This is a genomic window from Acidovorax sp. SRI_002 (genome assembly GCF_057586455.1).
In genome coordinates this window covers 282712-297953 of the sequence record NZ_JBYCZW010000005.1, presented here as the reverse complement: position 1 = coordinate 297953, position 15242 = coordinate 282712, and the positions used below count along the sequence as shown (strand labels likewise).

13 protein-coding genes and 1 pseudogene are annotated in these 15242 nt (G+C 61.1%); 7 read left to right on the top strand and 7 right to left on the bottom strand.

Annotated elements, in window-relative coordinates; translation table 11 throughout:
• Positions 1 to 11 precede the first annotated feature (11 nt).
• Positions 12 to 842 carry a GPO family capsid scaffolding protein gene (locus tag AC2YJX_RS15565; RefSeq protein ID WP_487256549.1) on the bottom strand — a complete coding sequence of 277 codons (831 nt, stop codon included), beginning with the start codon at positions 840 to 842 and terminating at the stop codon, positions 12 to 14.
• Between the two features lie 392 nt (positions 843 to 1234).
• Here AC2YJX_RS15565 and AC2YJX_RS15560 point away from each other — a divergent pair, with 392 nt between their 5' ends.
• Positions 1235 to 2980 carry a terminase large subunit domain-containing protein gene (locus tag AC2YJX_RS15560; protein WP_487256725.1) on the top strand — a complete coding sequence of 582 codons (1746 nt, stop codon included), beginning with the start codon at positions 1235 to 1237 and terminating at the stop codon, positions 2978 to 2980.
• Positions 2981 to 2982: 2 nt separating this feature from the next.
• Positions 2983 to 4053, top strand: a pseudogene (locus tag AC2YJX_RS15555) (phage portal protein).
• 409 nt (positions 4054 to 4462) lie between these two features.
• Here AC2YJX_RS15555 and AC2YJX_RS15550 read toward each other — a convergent pair.
• The 6 genes from AC2YJX_RS15550 to AC2YJX_RS15525 form a co-directional block, all read right to left on the bottom strand.
• The gene (locus AC2YJX_RS15550; protein ID WP_487256548.1) at positions 4463 to 5167 is read right to left on the bottom strand and encodes a hypothetical protein; all 705 of its coding nucleotides are present in this window, start codon (positions 5165 to 5167) and stop codon (positions 4463 to 4465) included.
• The gene (locus tag AC2YJX_RS15545; protein ID WP_487256547.1) at positions 5164 to 5631 is read right to left on the bottom strand and encodes a hypothetical protein; all 468 of its coding nucleotides are present in this window, start codon (positions 5629 to 5631) and stop codon (positions 5164 to 5166) included. Before AC2YJX_RS15545 ends, AC2YJX_RS15550 begins: the two co-directional genes overlap by 4 nt.
• On the bottom strand, positions 5628 to 6503 hold the full coding sequence (locus AC2YJX_RS15540; RefSeq protein ID WP_487256546.1) for a ParA family protein: 876 nt from the start codon (positions 6501 to 6503) through the stop codon (positions 5628 to 5630). Before AC2YJX_RS15540 ends, AC2YJX_RS15545 begins: the two co-directional genes overlap by 4 nt.
• Positions 6504 to 6893: 390 nt before the next feature.
• Positions 6894 to 7325, bottom strand: coding sequence for an RNA-binding S4 domain-containing protein (locus AC2YJX_RS15535; RefSeq protein WP_487256545.1), 432 nt, complete (start codon positions 7323 to 7325; stop codon positions 6894 to 6896).
• A complete protein-coding gene (locus AC2YJX_RS15530) occupies positions 7322 to 8788 on the bottom strand; it encodes a sensor histidine kinase (protein WP_055400421.1) in 1467 nt (488 codons plus the stop codon). Before AC2YJX_RS15530 ends, AC2YJX_RS15535 begins: the two co-directional genes overlap by 4 nt.
• Entirely contained in the window at positions 8785 to 9468 is a 684-nt protein-coding gene (locus tag AC2YJX_RS15525; protein WP_055400466.1) for a response regulator transcription factor, read from the bottom strand. The genes AC2YJX_RS15530 and AC2YJX_RS15525 overlap by 4 nt, the downstream gene beginning before the upstream one ends.
• Positions 9469 to 9593: 125 nt before the next feature.
• Here AC2YJX_RS15525 and AC2YJX_RS15520 point away from each other — a divergent pair, with 125 nt between their 5' ends.
• The 5 genes from AC2YJX_RS15520 (at position 9594) to AC2YJX_RS15500 (ending at position 15225) form a co-directional block, all read left to right on the top strand.
• Positions 9594 to 10553, top strand: coding sequence for a Bug family tripartite tricarboxylate transporter substrate binding protein (locus AC2YJX_RS15520; protein ID WP_121419547.1), 960 nt, complete (start codon positions 9594 to 9596; stop codon positions 10551 to 10553).
• A 92-nt stretch (positions 10554 to 10645) separates the two neighbouring features.
• On the top strand, positions 10646 to 11164 hold the full coding sequence (locus AC2YJX_RS15515; RefSeq protein WP_055400468.1) for a tripartite tricarboxylate transporter TctB family protein: 519 nt from the start codon (positions 10646 to 10648) through the stop codon (positions 11162 to 11164).
• 12 nt (positions 11165 to 11176) lie between these two features.
• Positions 11177 to 12682: a tripartite tricarboxylate transporter permease gene (locus tag AC2YJX_RS15510; protein WP_055400425.1), complete on the top strand. Its 1506-nt coding sequence runs from the start codon at positions 11177 to 11179 to the stop codon at positions 12680 to 12682.
• A gap of 224 nt (positions 12683 to 12906) precedes the next feature.
• Positions 12907 to 13587 (top strand): DUF2325 domain-containing protein, encoded by a 681-nt coding sequence (locus tag AC2YJX_RS15505; RefSeq protein ID WP_487256544.1) that lies wholly within the window; start codon positions 12907 to 12909, stop codon positions 13585 to 13587.
• A 129-nt stretch (positions 13588 to 13716) separates the two neighbouring features.
• Positions 13717 to 15225, top strand: coding sequence for a sigma-54 interaction domain-containing protein (locus AC2YJX_RS15500; RefSeq protein ID WP_055400429.1), 1509 nt, complete (start codon positions 13717 to 13719; stop codon positions 15223 to 15225).
• The last annotated feature ends 17 nt before the right edge of the window (positions 15226 to 15242 follow it).

Here is a 15242-nt window from a genome sequence, read left to right as displayed (position 1 = left end):
GGTGGTGTTGGTCAGCAGTCGGCCAGCACGGTGCCTTCGTTGCCGGTGGCTTCGGGGCGTTCGTTGGGGTTGCCGTCTTGCTTGCTGAGCTTCACGGTTAGTTCGTTGAACTTCTTTTCGAGCGCGGAGAACTCGCCCGCCAGCTTCTCGCGTGCGGCCTTTTCAGCGGCCAGTTCTTTGGACTGGTGTTGAATGGCGGCATCAGCTGCGCCCAGCACTTCCAGCGTTTTGGTAGTGAATACGTCGGTGGTTTCTGGCGTGGGCTTGGGTGCAGTGATGCCGCTCAAGTTTTTCAGCATGTCGCTGAATTTGTTGATGAGCGTGGACGCGATGCTCTCGGCATCGCCTTCCAGGCCCAGCTCAGTTTCGACAGCGGCGGAGAACAGCGCGCCCTCGCTGTGCTTCTTGCCCTTGAATGGGCTGGCGTCGGGGTTGCCCGCTGCGAACTTGAGTACCTCGGTGCCCAGGCTTGCGGGGGAGTCGGTGACAGCAAGGCCGGTCAGATAGGCCTCGCCTGTTTTCGCAAAGTTGGGGTCCACCTCAATGCTGGTGTAAATCTTCTGCTTGGCCTTGTTCATGGCCACCAGCGCAGGCAGTGCTTCGATTTGCGCGAACAGCGCCAGCTTTCCGTCTTCGACCGCGCGCGCCTCCACGGCCAGCACGTCGCCCAGGGCTGCAAATGAGCTTTCGGGCAGCATGCCGCGCATGTGTTCCAGCCACACGCGGGCACCGTACTTTTCACGGTTGAAGTTCTTGGCCATCTGCTCGATCCAGCTGCGCTGAATTTCGCGGCCGTCAGTGGTGGCGCCTTCGGTGGCTACGCGGAAAAACTTGGATGGCATGGTGCGGCTTTCGTGCGGTGAGTTGATCTACCGCCTATGTTCCGCATGCCTTGCACTGGCCGCAATTTGTGCGCGCTGTGGCTGCGCGAATCACATTTTCCCGTTGCTGCTTTCCGCGCGCGCGCGGCAGACACTGGCAGCCCATGACGAGCAGATCCGCCACCAAACCAGCAATCGCAGCGAAGCCAAAGCGCGTTCGGACGATCTACAAGGGCGCACAGCCAGGACTGTCCGCCTTTACTGCAGAGGCCATCAACAAGCCCACTGCTGACACGAAGCCTAAGCGCGTGGTGAGCGCTGTTCGTAACACCGGCAGCGCTGCGCAGAAGGCAATCACTAACGGCGTCAAGGCCATCTTCAAGGATGCACTGCCAGGCGGTGAAACCAGCCCTGTGGATGGCGGTGCTGGTGTTCGCCGCGAGGCGCGCGCGCTGTTCTGGATGGGTTGGAAGCTGTCGCACATCGCGGAACACCTGGGCGTTCCCCGTGGCACTTTGCATGGCTGGTGCAAAGCGGAAAAGTGGCAGGACACGCCAGCCGCCCAGCGGGTGGAATACGCGCTGGAAGCCCGGCTCTCCACGCTGATCGCAAAGGACGTAAAGACGGGCGGCGACTTCAAGGAAATCGACTTGCTGGGCCGTCAGCTTGAGCGCCTGGCCCGCATCGGCAAGTACGAACGCACCGGGCGTGAAGCCGATTTGAACCCTGCGATTGAGGCGCGCAACGCGGGGCCGAAGAAGGCACGCGGCAAAAACTACCTGTCAGAGGAACAGGTGGAACAGCTGAAAAGCGCTTTCCTCGATTCGCTGTTCAAGTACCAGTTGGGCTGGTGGCAGAGCAGCCAGCAGCGCACGCGGGCCATTCTCAAAAGCCGCCAGATCGGCGCCACTTGGTACTTTGCACGTGAAGCGCTGATAGATGCGCTGGAGACTGGGCGAAACCAGATTTTCCTGTCCGCCAGCAAGGCACAGGCGCACATCTTCAAACAGTACATCTGCGCGTTCGTGCACGAAGTGACGGGCGTGGAGTTGAAGGGCGATCCGATCATCCTGGCGAACGGCGCCACGCTCTATTTCCTGGGCAGCAATGCCCGCACGGCGCAGGGCTACCACGGCAATTTCTACTTCGACGAGTTCTTCTGGACGCAGGACTTTGAGCGCCTTAACAAGGTGGCCAGCGGCATGGCCATGCACAAGAAGTGGCGCAAAACCTACTTCAGCACACCCAGCAGCATCCAACACGCGGCCTATGCGTTCTGGTCGGCCCAGCGCCTTAAGAAGAAGTCCAAGATTGACATTGACTTGACTCACGCGCGCCTGGCCGGTGGTTTCACAGGCGAGGATCGCGTGTGGCGCAACATCGTCACGATCATGGACGCCTTGCAAGGCGGCTGCGATCTTTTCGATCTTGACGAGCTGCGGCTGGAGTATTCCGACGCGGAGTTCGCAAACCTGCTGATGTGCGGGTTTGTCGATGATTCGTTCTCGGTGTTCCCACTGTCGATGCTGCAGGGCTGCATGGTCGATAGCTGGGAACTGTGGACGGACTTCAAGCCTTTCAGCCAGCGGCCGTTTGCCGGGCGCCCAGTGTGGGTTGGATACGACCCATCGCACACGGGAGACAGCGCTGGTCTGGTGGTGCTTGCCCCACCAGCCAAGCCTGGCGGCCCGCTGCGCGTGCTGCACACAGAGCAGTTCAAAGGCATGGACTTTGAGGCCCAGGCGAAGGCCATCAAGGAAGTAACCCAGCGCTACAACGTTGTAGCCATGACGGTGGACACCACAGGCATCGGCCAGGGCGTCTATCAGCTGGTGCAAAAGTTCTTCCCCGCCGTGCGAGGCATCAACTACAGCGTGGAAAGCAAAACCATGCTGGTGCTCAAGGCGCTACAGGTCATCAAGGCCGGGCGTCTGGAATTTGACGCAGGCAACAAGGACTTGGCCACCAGCTTCATGGCCATCAAGCGCGAGCTGACAGCCAGCGGCCGAAACGTGACGTATGCGGCGGGCCGCAGCGAAGAAACGGGCCACTCTGATCTGGCCTGGGCGTGCATGAACGCCCTGAGCAATGAGCCGCTGGAAACCGCTACCGGCCTTGCCACCGTGCAAGGCGCTTCTTTCCTCGAAATCTCCGACTGACCATGACGAAACGAACCCGCCGCACAAGCACCCCTTCGAACCATGCAGCCCCTGCGCCTGCAGCCGTGCCCGATGTGCAGCCCCCACCAGCAGCCCAGTCTTTCGCCTTCGACCTGGGCGAGCCAGAGCCCGTTATCGGTGGCCGGTCTGCACTGCTGGAGTATGCGGAGTGCATGCGCACGGGTGATTGGTATGAACCGCCCGTCAGCCTGTCGGCCCTGGCGCGGCTGCTGCGCGTAGGCGCTCACCATGAGTCTGCGCTGCGGTTTAAAGTCAATGTGCTGGCCAGCACCTTTCTCCCTTCGGCGGCGCTCAGTGCCGAAGCATTCCGCGCCTTCGCGCTGGATTTCATGGTGCTTGGCACCTCGTACCTTGAGCGGCGCCGCAACCGGCTGGGCAACCTGCTGGAACTGCGCCACGCCCTGGGCAAGTACACCCGACGCGGTGTGGAAGAAGGCCGCTTTTTCTTCGTGACGGACATGCAGAGCCCCCACGAATTCCCGCGCCACGACGTGTTCTAGCTGCGCGAGCAGGATATTCATCAGGAAATCTATGGCCTGCCACCCTACCTTGGGGCGCTGCAGTCTGCGTTGCTCAATGAGTCGGCCACGCTGTTCCGTCGCCGCTACTACAACAACGGCAGCCACGCGGGTTTCATCTTGTACGTGACGGACCCCGCCCAGAACCAAAGCGATATCGACAAGATGCGCGAGCAGCTGACCAAAACCAAGGGCATGGGCAATTTCCGAAACCTGTTTTACTACGCGCCCAACGGAAAGAAGGAAGGCATCCAGCTGATCCCCATCAGCGAGGTGGCCGCCAAAGATGACTTCTTGAACATCAAGAACGCCAGCCGCGACGACATCCTGGCCGCGCACCGAGTGCCGCCCCAGCTGATGGGCATGCTGCCGAACAACGTTGGCGGCTTTGGCGATGTGGAAAAGGCGGCAAAGGTGTTTGCCCGCAATGAGATCGCCCCTTTGCAGGCCACCATGGCCCACTCCATCAACACCTGGGCGGGCACGACCGTCTGCCGCTTCAAACCCTACGTGCTGGAGGATGCGCCCGCGTAGGGCGCCCCGTCCCATGGCGCATGCCATGCACTACTGAATTGATAGCTGTCTGCGCTTTACTGATAAGCGCCAGAAGAACATTTCAATCACATTAGAGCCCGCCTAGCGCGGGCTTTCTTTCGTCCACCCCGCCCCCTGTCCTGTCCCGTCGTGCGCCTTGTGCAGCCCTCAGCGGCAGCCTGGCATGCACCCCAGCCCCTCCCAGGCCCCGGCCGGTGCCCCCGATACCCCCATTGAACCCTGCGGCGCGCGGTCGAGACCCCGCCGCGCCCGCGCGCTTGATGTATCGATTTTGTCGATAGTGCCGTGTCTGGCGGTTTCTAAGCCTGGCGTGGGCTCGCGCATTGCTGGCCGTCTAAGAGTTGTGTCGAGATTTGTCGGAAAAAGTCGGTACGAACTACCGTCTCCCTCACGCTCTATCCAATTTCAGTTGAGTCTTTATTTCGCTGGGAAGTCCTGACGTTAGCTTGCGCTTGGCGGTTGACGAAAAAATATCCCAGTTTTGCAATCCCACGGTTATCAGAAAGAAGTCATGAAGGATTTTTTCTCCCAAAATAAACTCGGCTATTACGCTATCCATCGTGGAAGAGTTTGGGGTAATTTCTTTTAGTGATTTAAAGCTTACCCATGTGCCTGGTATCTGCCCGTGAACAACTGCCGAAATCCGGCTATACCATTGCTCCAGTCTGCCAATCAGGCCAAAGGAGTTTTGATTGCTTGGAAAATCTTTGGTGTGCAGTTTGTGATACTCAATAATTTGAGATCTACTAAGATAATACGAGTCAACTCGTACCAATGTTTCCAACTCCTTGGGGTGATCGCGAAAATACGAGTAGTACAGCCCACTCTCGATCACGCTCCTAATAGAGGCGGCGGCTGCCCCGTAAAGCCCCAGGCAGACGCATGCTACAACGTGGTGGGCGGATACCTGCATTCCTCTTACGAATGATATTGCCGCATTTGTTCTATCTAGCTCTTCAAATTGCGTCGCCCAGACTGCGATTCGTTCGCAAGCCGCGTGTAGATCAGATATGGCTTTCACATTCGCTATTGAAGTCTGAATATTTGCATTCCAATCCACCGAGCCAACGGCGCTAATTAATTTTGCGCTCATGACATTTTGCCGCTTTTCGTTCGAATTCCCTCAAGATAGGGGTCTGTACTTTCTCTAGACGAAATCGGAAGGCTGCGGACGGTTTCGATTGATGTCTGGCTACCAAAGCGCCGGAGCAGTTCTTTATAACTCATCTTCTCAATATTGGGGGGCGGAGTGAAATTCGGAGCGCGCTTTTTCATAATGCTCATCAGCTCGCTTTTCTTCGAAATACCGGAAGCCCTCAATGCATTCAGGGTCATCGTTATAACGGCATCACCATAGTCGTCATCTGGCTTTTCTAGAGGTTTTGACTCTTTTGCTTCCGTGAGCGGGGTAATGTGCCGAATTATTTCGTCAACTATCCCGTCGCTGCTGCCCAAGCAACGCACGAAATAATCAAGCTCATCCTTGGAACGCGAAGACGCAATGACTGTTCCCGCCAGCAAAAGGATAAGACGCTCACGTGTTTCGTTGACGTTCATTTATTAAAACCTGCTTTCTGCAAGAACTCATCACATACACGGTACAGGTTAACGCTTGCCTCCGTGCTGTAGGGTTTGCCACTCTCCCATGCGAAATTTGCTCCTGATTCAATGTTTGCAAGCGCGGAGTATTTTTTAAGCGTATTTACCAAGCAAATCGGTCCATATGTTGGATCGCTCCGAATATGTTTTTCTTCTTTGCTTAGGCCAACTCTTGGAACGCTATTTAGTAAGATTAGTGGTTTTGGGGAAATTGCTCCTTGTTTTTTTGCTTCTATGAATTTCATCATTAACCCAATTCCACGGAAAGAATATTTCTGAGGCATTACTGGAATCAATACTACGTCAGATTGTCTGAGAGATGTTTTTGTAAATAATGACCCTGCGGGATGGCAGTCAATAAAAATCAAGTCATAAGACTTTTTGCACTCTTCAATAAATTTCTCAAACCGCACCTCTATCGGTTTTGTATTGCCGGTGCCTTGACCCAGTGCAACATACATTAGATCGAGCGTAGACGGAAGCAAGTCTAGGCATCTGCCTTTTGCATAATTTTTCACACGCGTGACTACATCCCCAACTGCTGGTGGTATTTCATTCCCTGGAACCTGTAGGCGATATGGATCAAAATCGTTTTGATTTTCTAGTAATACCGATAGGATCGTTTTTTTTTCACTTTCGAGTTGAAAGTATTTTTTTGAAGGAAGCAAGGATTGTGATAGGTTGAACTGTGGGTCATAGTCGATGGCAAGCACCTTGTTTACTTTTCTTTCGGAAAAATCCCATGCTGCCGAGGCCCCCGCCAAGTTCATAGTGACGGTGGTCTTTCCAACCCCGCCTTTCATATTCATCACAGTTACCACTTTTCCCATGACTTCCCCTGTGTTGTGGAGTTTGCTTACATTTCAATCATGGAACGTAACATGGCGTTACTGATGTGTCCAGGGATGCTACGGCTTGGTGCTCCAACAAGTGTCATGCAGTACGTCCGCCGTTCGCGTTGCTAGTTCGATTTTCGAGCGTCACCCTTGTCGGGATGCAGTACACGATGACAAAAAAATGCTACATTTTTTGGCCTACAGGATGGCCTACAAAGTTTGTGAACTCTTCCAGAGGCATCGGCTGCGCTTGGGTTAGAGCTCCCTCCGTTTCCGCCAAGATAAAGCCCAAGTGATTCATTCACTTGGGCTTTTTTCTTGTGATGCATCCGTCTTGGCGCCTTGTCTGCCGCGCCCGGCGAATCCGCAAGGCCCACGCTGCGCTCATTCGTCGATGGACGCGCTCCAGCGGCTGCCCCAATCACCCCCCTTGTTGCTCACCTTGTCGATCTCGCGCCGATCCCGTTTGGTAGGACGGCCTTCGTGCAGCGTGGCGGCGGGTTCGGGTGCCAAGCGGCGCAACTCCGCAGCCTTTTCGCGGGCGGCGATGCTATCGGGCGTTTCCTGGTACAGCTGTTGGGCGGCAGGTGCTGGGCCGCGCGCTCCGCTCAGGCCCATCACCAGCACCGTACGGGCAACCGGCCCCTGGCGCAGCGCGACGGTATCGCCGCAGCGCAGGTCCCGCGCGGGTTTGGCCAGTTGGCCATTGACGGTGACGCGGCCTTTGCCGATTTCTTCGGTGGCCAGGCTGCGGGTTTTGTAAAAGCGCGCGCACCAGAGCCATTTGTCCAGCCGCATTGTCTCCAGGGTGTTCATGCCGGGGATTGTGCCGCGTGTGCGGGGTTGCCCATGTCAGCCGATGGCGCGGCCAGTGGCAGGCGCACCACGGCGTCCAGCCCTGTCAGTCTGCTGCCCACCATGCGGTTGGTTAAGGCGATGCTGCCACCGAGGGCTTGCACGATCTCATGGCAGATCGCCAGGCCCAGGCCGCTGCCCGCGCGCACGTCGCCGGCCGAAAAGGGCTGAAAGAGGCGTGTCGCCAGTTCGTCGTCGATGCCGGGGCCGTGGTCGCTGATGGTCAGCGCCACATGGTGGCTGTCGGTGCGCAGATCCACCGTGAGTTCACTGCCCTGTGGGGCGTGGCGCACGGCGTTGTGCAACAGGTTGCGGCTCAGCTCGCGCAGCATCCACTCATGAGCCTGCACCCGTGCGGGCTCGGTGTGTATGCCGAAATCCAGGTCGCGCTGGGCGATCAGTGGCGAGATTTCTAGCGCCACGGTACGCAGCATTTCGTCCAGCCGTGTGGTCGGTGGGGTACTTTGCTGGCGCAGTTGCTCTACCTTGGCGAGGGCCAGCATCTGGTTCGCCAGCTGGGTCGCGCGGTCCACGGTGTCGCTGATTTCATGCAGGGCCTGCTGGGGCTCCACGTCGCCGCGCAGGGCGGACTGCACCTGGGTCTTGAGCACCGCCAAGGGCGTGCGCAACTGGTGCGAGGCATCGCGCACAAAGCGCTTCTGGTGTCGCAGCAGGTGGCGCAGGCGCTGCATGACCTCGTTCGTGGCATCGATCAGCGGCTGCAGTTCGCGCGGGGTGGAGGGAGCCGCGATGGGGCTCAGGTCGCCCTCCCTGCGCCCTTGTAGCTGCAGGCTCAGCTGCCGCACAGGGTGGATGGCCCGCTGCACCACCAGCACCACGGTCAACGCGATCACGGCGACGAGCAGGGCCTGGCGCAGCAGGGTGTTGCGCAGAATCTGCAAGGCCAGGGTTTCGCGCACCTCCAGGGTTTCGGCCACCTGGATCACGGCCATGGTGCGGCCTTCCGAGCTGGCCACGGGCTGCAGCAGCACGGCCACGCGCACATCGCGCTCCCGAAAGCGGTCGTCATAGAAATCCACCAATGCCGCATACGGCGGGCGGGCCGGTATCTGGCCGCGCCATACCGGCAGTTCGGCAAATCCAGAAACCAGGTCGCCTTGCAGGGTGGACACGCGGTAGAACATCTGGCTCTGGTTGTCCGCCTCAAAGGCTTCCAGCGCGGAGTAGGGCACCGTGGCGCGCAACTCTGCCGCTTCGTCGTAGCCTCGCACATCGAGTTGCTCGCTGATGCTTTTGGCCGATGCCAGCAGGGTGCGGTCATAGGCCGTATTGAGCGAGGCCAGGGTCTGCTGGTAGAGGCTGTAGGTGTTGAACCCGATGAACAGCACCACGGGCAGCAGAATACCCAGCAGCAGGCGCCTGCGCAACGAAGGGTGGCGGCCCGAGTCCGTTGCAGCGCTCATGTGTCGGCCCGCAGCAGGTAGCCCAGCCCGCGCAGGGTCATCAGCGTGAGGCCTGTGCCTGCCAGCTTCTTGCGCAGGCGGTACACCACGACCTCAATGGCCTCGTACTGCACATCCAGCTGGCCGGGGAACACCAGTTCGTACAGCCGCTCCTTCGTTACAGCATGGCCGGGCTGGGCGAGCAGGGCGTGCATCAGCGCCAGTTCGCGCGGTGTCAGCTCCATCACTTCGCCGTTCAGGTAGAGCGCGCCGCTGTCCTTGTCGTAACGGATGGCGCCGATCTGCACGGTGCTGGGCGCCAGCGGCGCCACGGTGGGATCTGCGCTGCGCCGCACCAGGGCGCGCAGGCGCGCCTCCAGCTCGTCCAGGTCAAAGGGTTTGGGCAGGTAGTCGTCGGCACCCGCGTTCAGGCCCATCACGCGGTCGCCCACAGTGCCGCGTGCAGTGAGGATGAGCACGGGGGTGCGCAGCCCGCGCGAGCGCGCCTGCTGCAGCACCTGCAGGCCGTCGAGCCCGGGCAGGGTCAGGTCCAGGATCACCGCGTCGGGCTGCCGTGCGGCCCACTGGCTGAGCGCCGCGCGGCCGTCGCCCACGGCGGTGACTTCCATGCCACGGCGTGTCAGGGCGCGGTGCAGCGTGGCTTGCATGGTGGGGTCGTCTTCAACAAGAAGCAATTGCATGCGCGGCACCATAGCACCGTCTCATCGGGCCGGTCGCATGAGTGTTTTCCCTGAGTTCATGGACAGCCGTTTGACAGGCAGGGCGCGCATCATCGAGCGGTTCGCAAACCTTACAAGGAGACACCATGCGTCGCGATACCTTCCTCAAATCAATGGCTGCCATGGCCGCCGCAGGCGTGTTGCCTGTGTCGGCCCAGAGCGCTCCGGCCCTCAAGATGATGATTCCCGCCAACCCCGGCGGCGGCTGGGATTCCACCGGCCGTGCCTTGGGCAAGGCCATGCAGGATGCGGGCGCAGCGGCGTCGGTGTCCTATGACAACAAGGGTGGCGCCGCCGGTGCGATCGGTCTGGCCCAGTTCGTCAATGCCAGCAAAGGCGATCCCAACGCGATGATGGTGATGGGCGCCGTGATGCTGGGCGGCATCATCACCGGCAAGCCTCCGGTCGGCCTGGACAAGGTCACGCCCCTGGCGCGCCTGACCAGCGAATACAACGTGTTCGTGCTGCCCGCCAACTCGCCTTTCAAGACCATGAAGGATGTGGTGGACCAACTCAAGAAGGACCCCGGCAGCGTGAAGTGGGGCGGTGGTTCGCGCGGCTCTACCGAGCACATTGCGGCGGCCATGATTGCGCGCGAAGTGGGCGTGGACCCTGCCAAGATCAACTACGTGGCATTCCGTGGGGGTGGTGAAGCCACCGCCGCCATCCTGGGCGGCAACGTCACCGTGGGCGGAAGCGGCTACAGCGAGTTTGCCGAGTACATCTCTGCGGGCAAGATGCGTGCGGTGGGCGTCACCTCGGGCTCGCGCCTGAAGGGTGTGAACGTGGCCACGCTCAAGGAGCAGGGCATCAACGTGGAAATCGGCAACTGGCGCGGCGTGTATGGCGCGCCCGGCATCACGGCCGAGCAGCGCAAGGCACTGATCGACGCCCTGTCCAAGACCTTCAAGCACAAGGCCTGGCAGGATGCGATGGAGAAGAACGGCTGGACCCCTGCATGGATGGCGGGTGACGAGTTTGCCAACTTTGTGGACGCCGAGTTCGCCAGCATGCGCGCCACGATGGCCAAGTCTGGAATGATCTGATCTGAGACAAGCAAGCAGGTCAAGGCGCTGGCTGCGCGCCCCTGACAGGGGGGTGCGGCCATGCCGCCGACCGCTCGGTGCGAAAGAAAAACATGACACAACAACATTCATCGCGCTCCAAGCCTTTGCAGACCTTGATCGGTGCGGGGCTGGTGGTGCTGGCGCTGTGCCTGGCCTGGGGGGCCAGTTCGGTCAGCTCTGAGGCTGGCTATGGAGGTGTAGGCCCCAATTTCTTTCCCTGGGTGGTCAGCATTGCCATCCTGATTTGTGGTGTGCTTTGCGTGGTGCACGCGCTGACGGGCGGGTTTCGCGACCTGGAAGAAGGTTCCGGCGACACGCACGCCCACTGGAAAGGCTTCATCTGGGTGTCGGCCGGGCTGCTGCTCAATGCCTTGCTCATCACCACGCTGGGCTTCATCCTGAGTTGCGCACTGTGCTTTGTGCTGTCGGTGCGGGGCTTCAGGAGTTCGGAAGGCGAGTTGGACCTGCGCCTGCAGGCCTGGATCAAAGACTCCGCCATCGGCGTGGCCGTGTCTGCGCCTGTGTTCTGGATGTTTACGCAATTGCTGGCCATCAACCTGCCCGGCCTGACCAATACGGGGTGGCTGTAAAGCCTGCATGTTATGGATACCTTAAACCTTTTGATGCAGGGTTTTGCGACCGCTGCAACACCCATCAACCTGATGTGGGCCTTTGTGGGCTGCATCATCGGCACCGCCGTGGGCGTGTTGCCAGGCATTGGCCCGGCCGTGGCCGTGGCCATGCTGCTGCCCATCACCGTCAAGGTCGAGGCCACGGCCTCCATGATCTTCTTTGCGGGCATCTACTACGGCGCCATGTACGGCGGCTCCACCACGTCCATTTTGCTCAATACGCCCGGTGAGGCCGGGTCCATGGTCACGGCCATGGAGGGCAACAAGATGGCCAAAAGCGGCCGCGCTGGTGCGGCGCTAGCCACCGCTGCCATTGGCTCGTTTGTGGCGGGCACCATTGCCACCATCCTGGTCACGTTCTTTGCGCCCCTGGTCGCCGAATACGCTGTGCGCCTCGGCCCGCCCGAATACTTCATGCTGATGGTGCTGGCCTTCACCACCGTGAGTGCGGTGCTGGGCAAGAGCACGCTGCGTGGCATGGTCGCGCTGTTCGTTGGCCTGGCCATGGGCCTCATTGGTATCGACCAGCTCACCGGGCAAGCCCGCTACACCGGCGGTGTGCCAGAGTTGATGGACGGCATCGAGGTCGTGCTGATCGCCGTGGGCCTGTTTGCCGTGGGCGAAGCCCTGTACAACGTGATGTACGAAGGCCGCACCGACGAAACGCAGAACCGCCTGACCAGCACGCACATGACCAAGGAAGAGTGGAAGCGCTCCTGGCCCGCGTGGATTCGCGCCACGTTCATCGGTTTTCCGTTTGGCACCGTGCCCGCTGGCGGTAGCGAGATCCCGACCTTCCTGAGCTATGCCGCTGAAAAGAAGCTGAGCAAGAACCCCGAAGAGTTCGGCACCACCGGCGCCATCGAAGGTGTGGCCGGCCCCGAAGCCGCCAACAACGCGGCCATCACGGCCACGCTGATCCCGTTGCTCACGCTGGGCATTCCCACATCGAATACCACGGCCATCCTGCTCGGCGCGTTCCAGAACTACGGCATCCAGCCAGGCCCCCAGCTGTTTGACACCAACGGTGCGCTGGTGTGGGCGCTGATCGCGTCGATGTACATCGGCAACGTAATGTTGCTCATCCTGAACCTGCCTTTGGTGGGCCTGTGGGTCAAGCTGCTGAACATTCCCAAGTCGTACCTGTACGCGGGCATTCTGGTGTTCTCCACGCTCGGTGTGTATGGCATGCGCCAAAGCGCGTTCGACCTGGTGCTGCTGTACGCCATTGGCCTGTTGGGAGTGGTGATGCGCCGCTTTGACTTCCCGGCTGCGCCGGTGGTGGTGGGCATGATCCTGGGCCCCTTGGCGGAAGCCCAGATGCGCAATGCCGTGGCCATTGGCGAAGGCAAGTGGAGCATCTTCGTGGAGCGTCCAGGCTCGCTGACCCTGATCGTCATCGTGCTGGCCGTGCTGATCGTGCCGCGCCTGCTGCGGCGCTGGGCGGCGCGCAAGCTGGCATTGGTGCAGACCTGACCGGCACGCAGCGCGCGCCCTTCACCCAAAAAAACCGCGCTGCAATGGCGCGGTTTTTTTGTTTCTTGGGGCACCCGTTGGCACGAATGTTTTTCAGCATCTGCGCAAGCCAGACACCGGGGGCTGGACGCCCCCGGTGCCCTCCCCACCAAGGTGACTTGCGTGCTCACAAGCCGTGAATCGTACCATAAAATGCGAATAGTTCTTATTTGCAAGGGTGGCGCATGCATTCACTTCCGCAGGAGTTTCTGGCACTTTGCCGCCAATTGGGCGATGTGCAAAAGCGCTGCAGTGCCACGGTGGCAGCCCAGGCGGCACAGATAGATGCCCTCCAGGCCCAGGTGCTGCGGCTGCGTGCCGAGGTGATCGCGCGGGACACGTGCCTGGCCATGGCGCAGGATGCGCTGGTGCAGTGGAAAGCGGCCCACCCCAGCCTGCCGCGCCGCAAGGCGATGGCCCGCCACATCAGCATGCTGGCCGAGCGCATTGCCAGTCTGTCGCGCGAATGCCTGCGCTGGCGGCTGGCGGCCGAGGCGCCCGCCCAGCCCGTGCAGCCCGAAGGTAGTCTGGGCGTGGCAGGCCATCCTTCTGCGGCCAAGGGCAAAGGCTGCGCCGAGCCCGATGCCGCGCCGGACGGCACCCTGGACGCCAATCTGGCCGCTGCCGACCTGGTGATCTGCCAGACGGGCTGCATCAGCCATGACGAGTACTGGCGCGTGCAGGACCACTGCCGCCGCACGGGCAAGCCCTGCATCCTGGTGGACCAACCCCTGGCCGTGCGCGAGGCTGAGGCGCTGGCCGCCGTTCAGCCCATGGTGGTTCTGCGCATGACGCGCGCGCAGCGCCCGGTGGGCAATGCACAGGCGACCGACGGGTATGTGGTTCTGGATAAAAATAGCCTCTAGCGCTTGATGATATTGTGCTCATAGCTATAAAAATAGTAGCATCTGGATTTGCAGGTAAATGCGCGGCAGCTGCGCGGTGACAGCGGCGTGACTGTTCTTCGGCCCACCCCGCCGCGCTACCATCCGCAGATGCCTTTGCTCACCGATGACGCCCCCGCACTGCCGCTGGATGCCCAGGGCATCCTGGAACTGGCGGCACGCTCCATGTTTCAGCTGTTCTCCAGCGTCAGCCAGGGCATGTTCCTGGTGGACCGCAGCGGGCGCATCGTGTGGGTGAACGAGGGCTACCAGCGTTTTCTGCCCGACCTTGGGTTCTCTTCGGTGGACCAGTTTGTCGGCCGCACGGTGGAGGAGGTCATCCCCAACACCCAGATGCGCCGCGTGCTGGAGACCGGCCAGCCCGTGCTGATCGACCTGCTCACCAACAAGGCTGGCACCTTCGTGGTCAGCCGCATCCCGCTGCGCGACGATGCGGACCGCGTGATCGGCGCCATCGGCATCGTGCTGTTCGACCACCCCGAGACCACGCTGCAGCCGCTGATCAGCAAGTTTGCCCTGCTGCAGCGCGACCTGGACGATGCACGGCGCGAGCTGGCCAGCCAGCGGCGGCGCAGCCTGACGGTGGCGGGTGACGGCGAGCGGCGGTCCAAATACACCTTTGCCAGCTTCATCGGGTCGAGTCCCGCAGCGGCTGAGGTCAAGCGCCAGGCACGCCGTGCAGCGCAGTCCACCAGCCCGGTGCTGCTGCTGGGCGAGACAGGCACCGGCAAAGAGCTGCTGGCCCACGCCATCCACGCTGCATCCAGCCGTGCAAGCGGCCCGTTTGTCAGCGTCAACATCGCTGCCGTGCCCGACACGCTGCTGGAGGCCGAGTTCTTTGGCGTGGCGCCCGGCGCCTACACCGGCGCGTCGGCCAAGGGGCGCGATGGCAAGTTCAAGCTGGCCGATGGCGGCACGCTGTTCCTCGACGAAATCGGCGATATGCCCCAAAGCCTGCAGGCCAAGCTGCTGCGCGCGCTGCAGGAAGGGGAGATCGAGCCGCTGGGCAGCAACAAGCTCGTGCCCTTCAACGTACGCATCCTGGCCGCCACCTCGCGCGATCTGGCTGGCCTGGTGCGTGAAGGCAAGTTCCGCGAAGACCTGTTTTACCGCCTGCACGTGCTGCCGGTGCGCGTGCCACCACTGCGTGCGCGGCGCAGTGACATTCCGGCACTGGTCGAGGCTCTGGGCGATGACCTGGCGCTGCGCAACGGCACGCCACCGCCTGAGCTGATGCCCGAGGCCATGGCCTTGCTCGCTGGCCAGCCCTGGCGCGGCAACATCCGCGAGCTGCGCAACGTGCTGGAGCAGGCCGTGATGCGCAGCGAGGGCCAGTCCATCGACGCGGCGCAGCTCGAACGCATCCTGCGCGAAGCGGGCGTGGAGCCCGCCGCGCCGGTGCAGGACACCACCGCCGTGGTGGTCGAGGCCGAGGACGAGTCGCGCTACCTGCGGCCCCTGGCCGAACAGGTGGCCGAACTGGAGCAGCGGGCCATCCATGCCGCCATGAAGGCCCATGGCGGCAACAAGCTGGCCACGGCGCGGCAGCTCGGTATCTCACGCGCCACGCTCTATGGACGTCTGGAAAACCCTGAATAAATTTCAGGCAATTGTCT

What these genes read in the sequence shown, in the direction of transcription:
- AC2YJX_RS15505 (WP_487256544.1), top strand. Translation starts at nt 12,907, where the DNA reads ATGCATTCACTTCCGCAGGAGTTTCTGGCACTTTGCCGCCAATTGGGC.
- AC2YJX_RS15550 (WP_487256548.1), bottom strand. Translation starts at nt 5,167, where the DNA reads ATGAGCGCAAAATTAATTAGCGCCGTTGGCTCGGTGGATTGGAATGCA.
- AC2YJX_RS15565 (WP_487256549.1), bottom strand. Translation starts at nt 842, where the DNA reads ATGCCATCCAAGTTTTTCCGCGTAGCCACCGAAGGCGCCACCACTGAC.
- AC2YJX_RS15535 (WP_487256545.1), bottom strand. Translation starts at nt 7,325, where the DNA reads ATGAACACCCTGGAGACAATGCGGCTGGACAAATGGCTCTGGTGCGCG.
- AC2YJX_RS15545 (WP_487256547.1), bottom strand. Translation starts at nt 5,631, where the DNA reads ATGAACGTCAACGAAACACGTGAGCGTCTTATCCTTTTGCTGGCGGGA.
- AC2YJX_RS15520 (WP_121419547.1), top strand. Translation starts at nt 9,594, where the DNA reads ATGCGTCGCGATACCTTCCTCAAATCAATGGCTGCCATGGCCGCCGCA.
- AC2YJX_RS15530 (WP_055400421.1), bottom strand. Translation starts at nt 8,788, where the DNA reads ATGAGCGCTGCAACGGACTCGGGCCGCCACCCTTCGTTGCGCAGGCGC.
- AC2YJX_RS15540 (WP_487256546.1), bottom strand. Translation starts at nt 6,503, where the DNA reads ATGGGAAAAGTGGTAACTGTGATGAATATGAAAGGCGGGGTTGGAAAG.
- AC2YJX_RS15510 (WP_055400425.1), top strand. Translation starts at nt 11,177, where the DNA reads ATGGATACCTTAAACCTTTTGATGCAGGGTTTTGCGACCGCTGCAACA.
- AC2YJX_RS15500 (WP_055400429.1), top strand. Translation starts at nt 13,717, where the DNA reads ATGCCTTTGCTCACCGATGACGCCCCCGCACTGCCGCTGGATGCCCAG.
- AC2YJX_RS15525 (WP_055400466.1), bottom strand. Translation starts at nt 9,468, where the DNA reads ATGCAATTGCTTCTTGTTGAAGACGACCCCACCATGCAAGCCACGCTG.
- AC2YJX_RS15515 (WP_055400468.1), top strand. Translation starts at nt 10,646, where the DNA reads ATGACACAACAACATTCATCGCGCTCCAAGCCTTTGCAGACCTTGATC.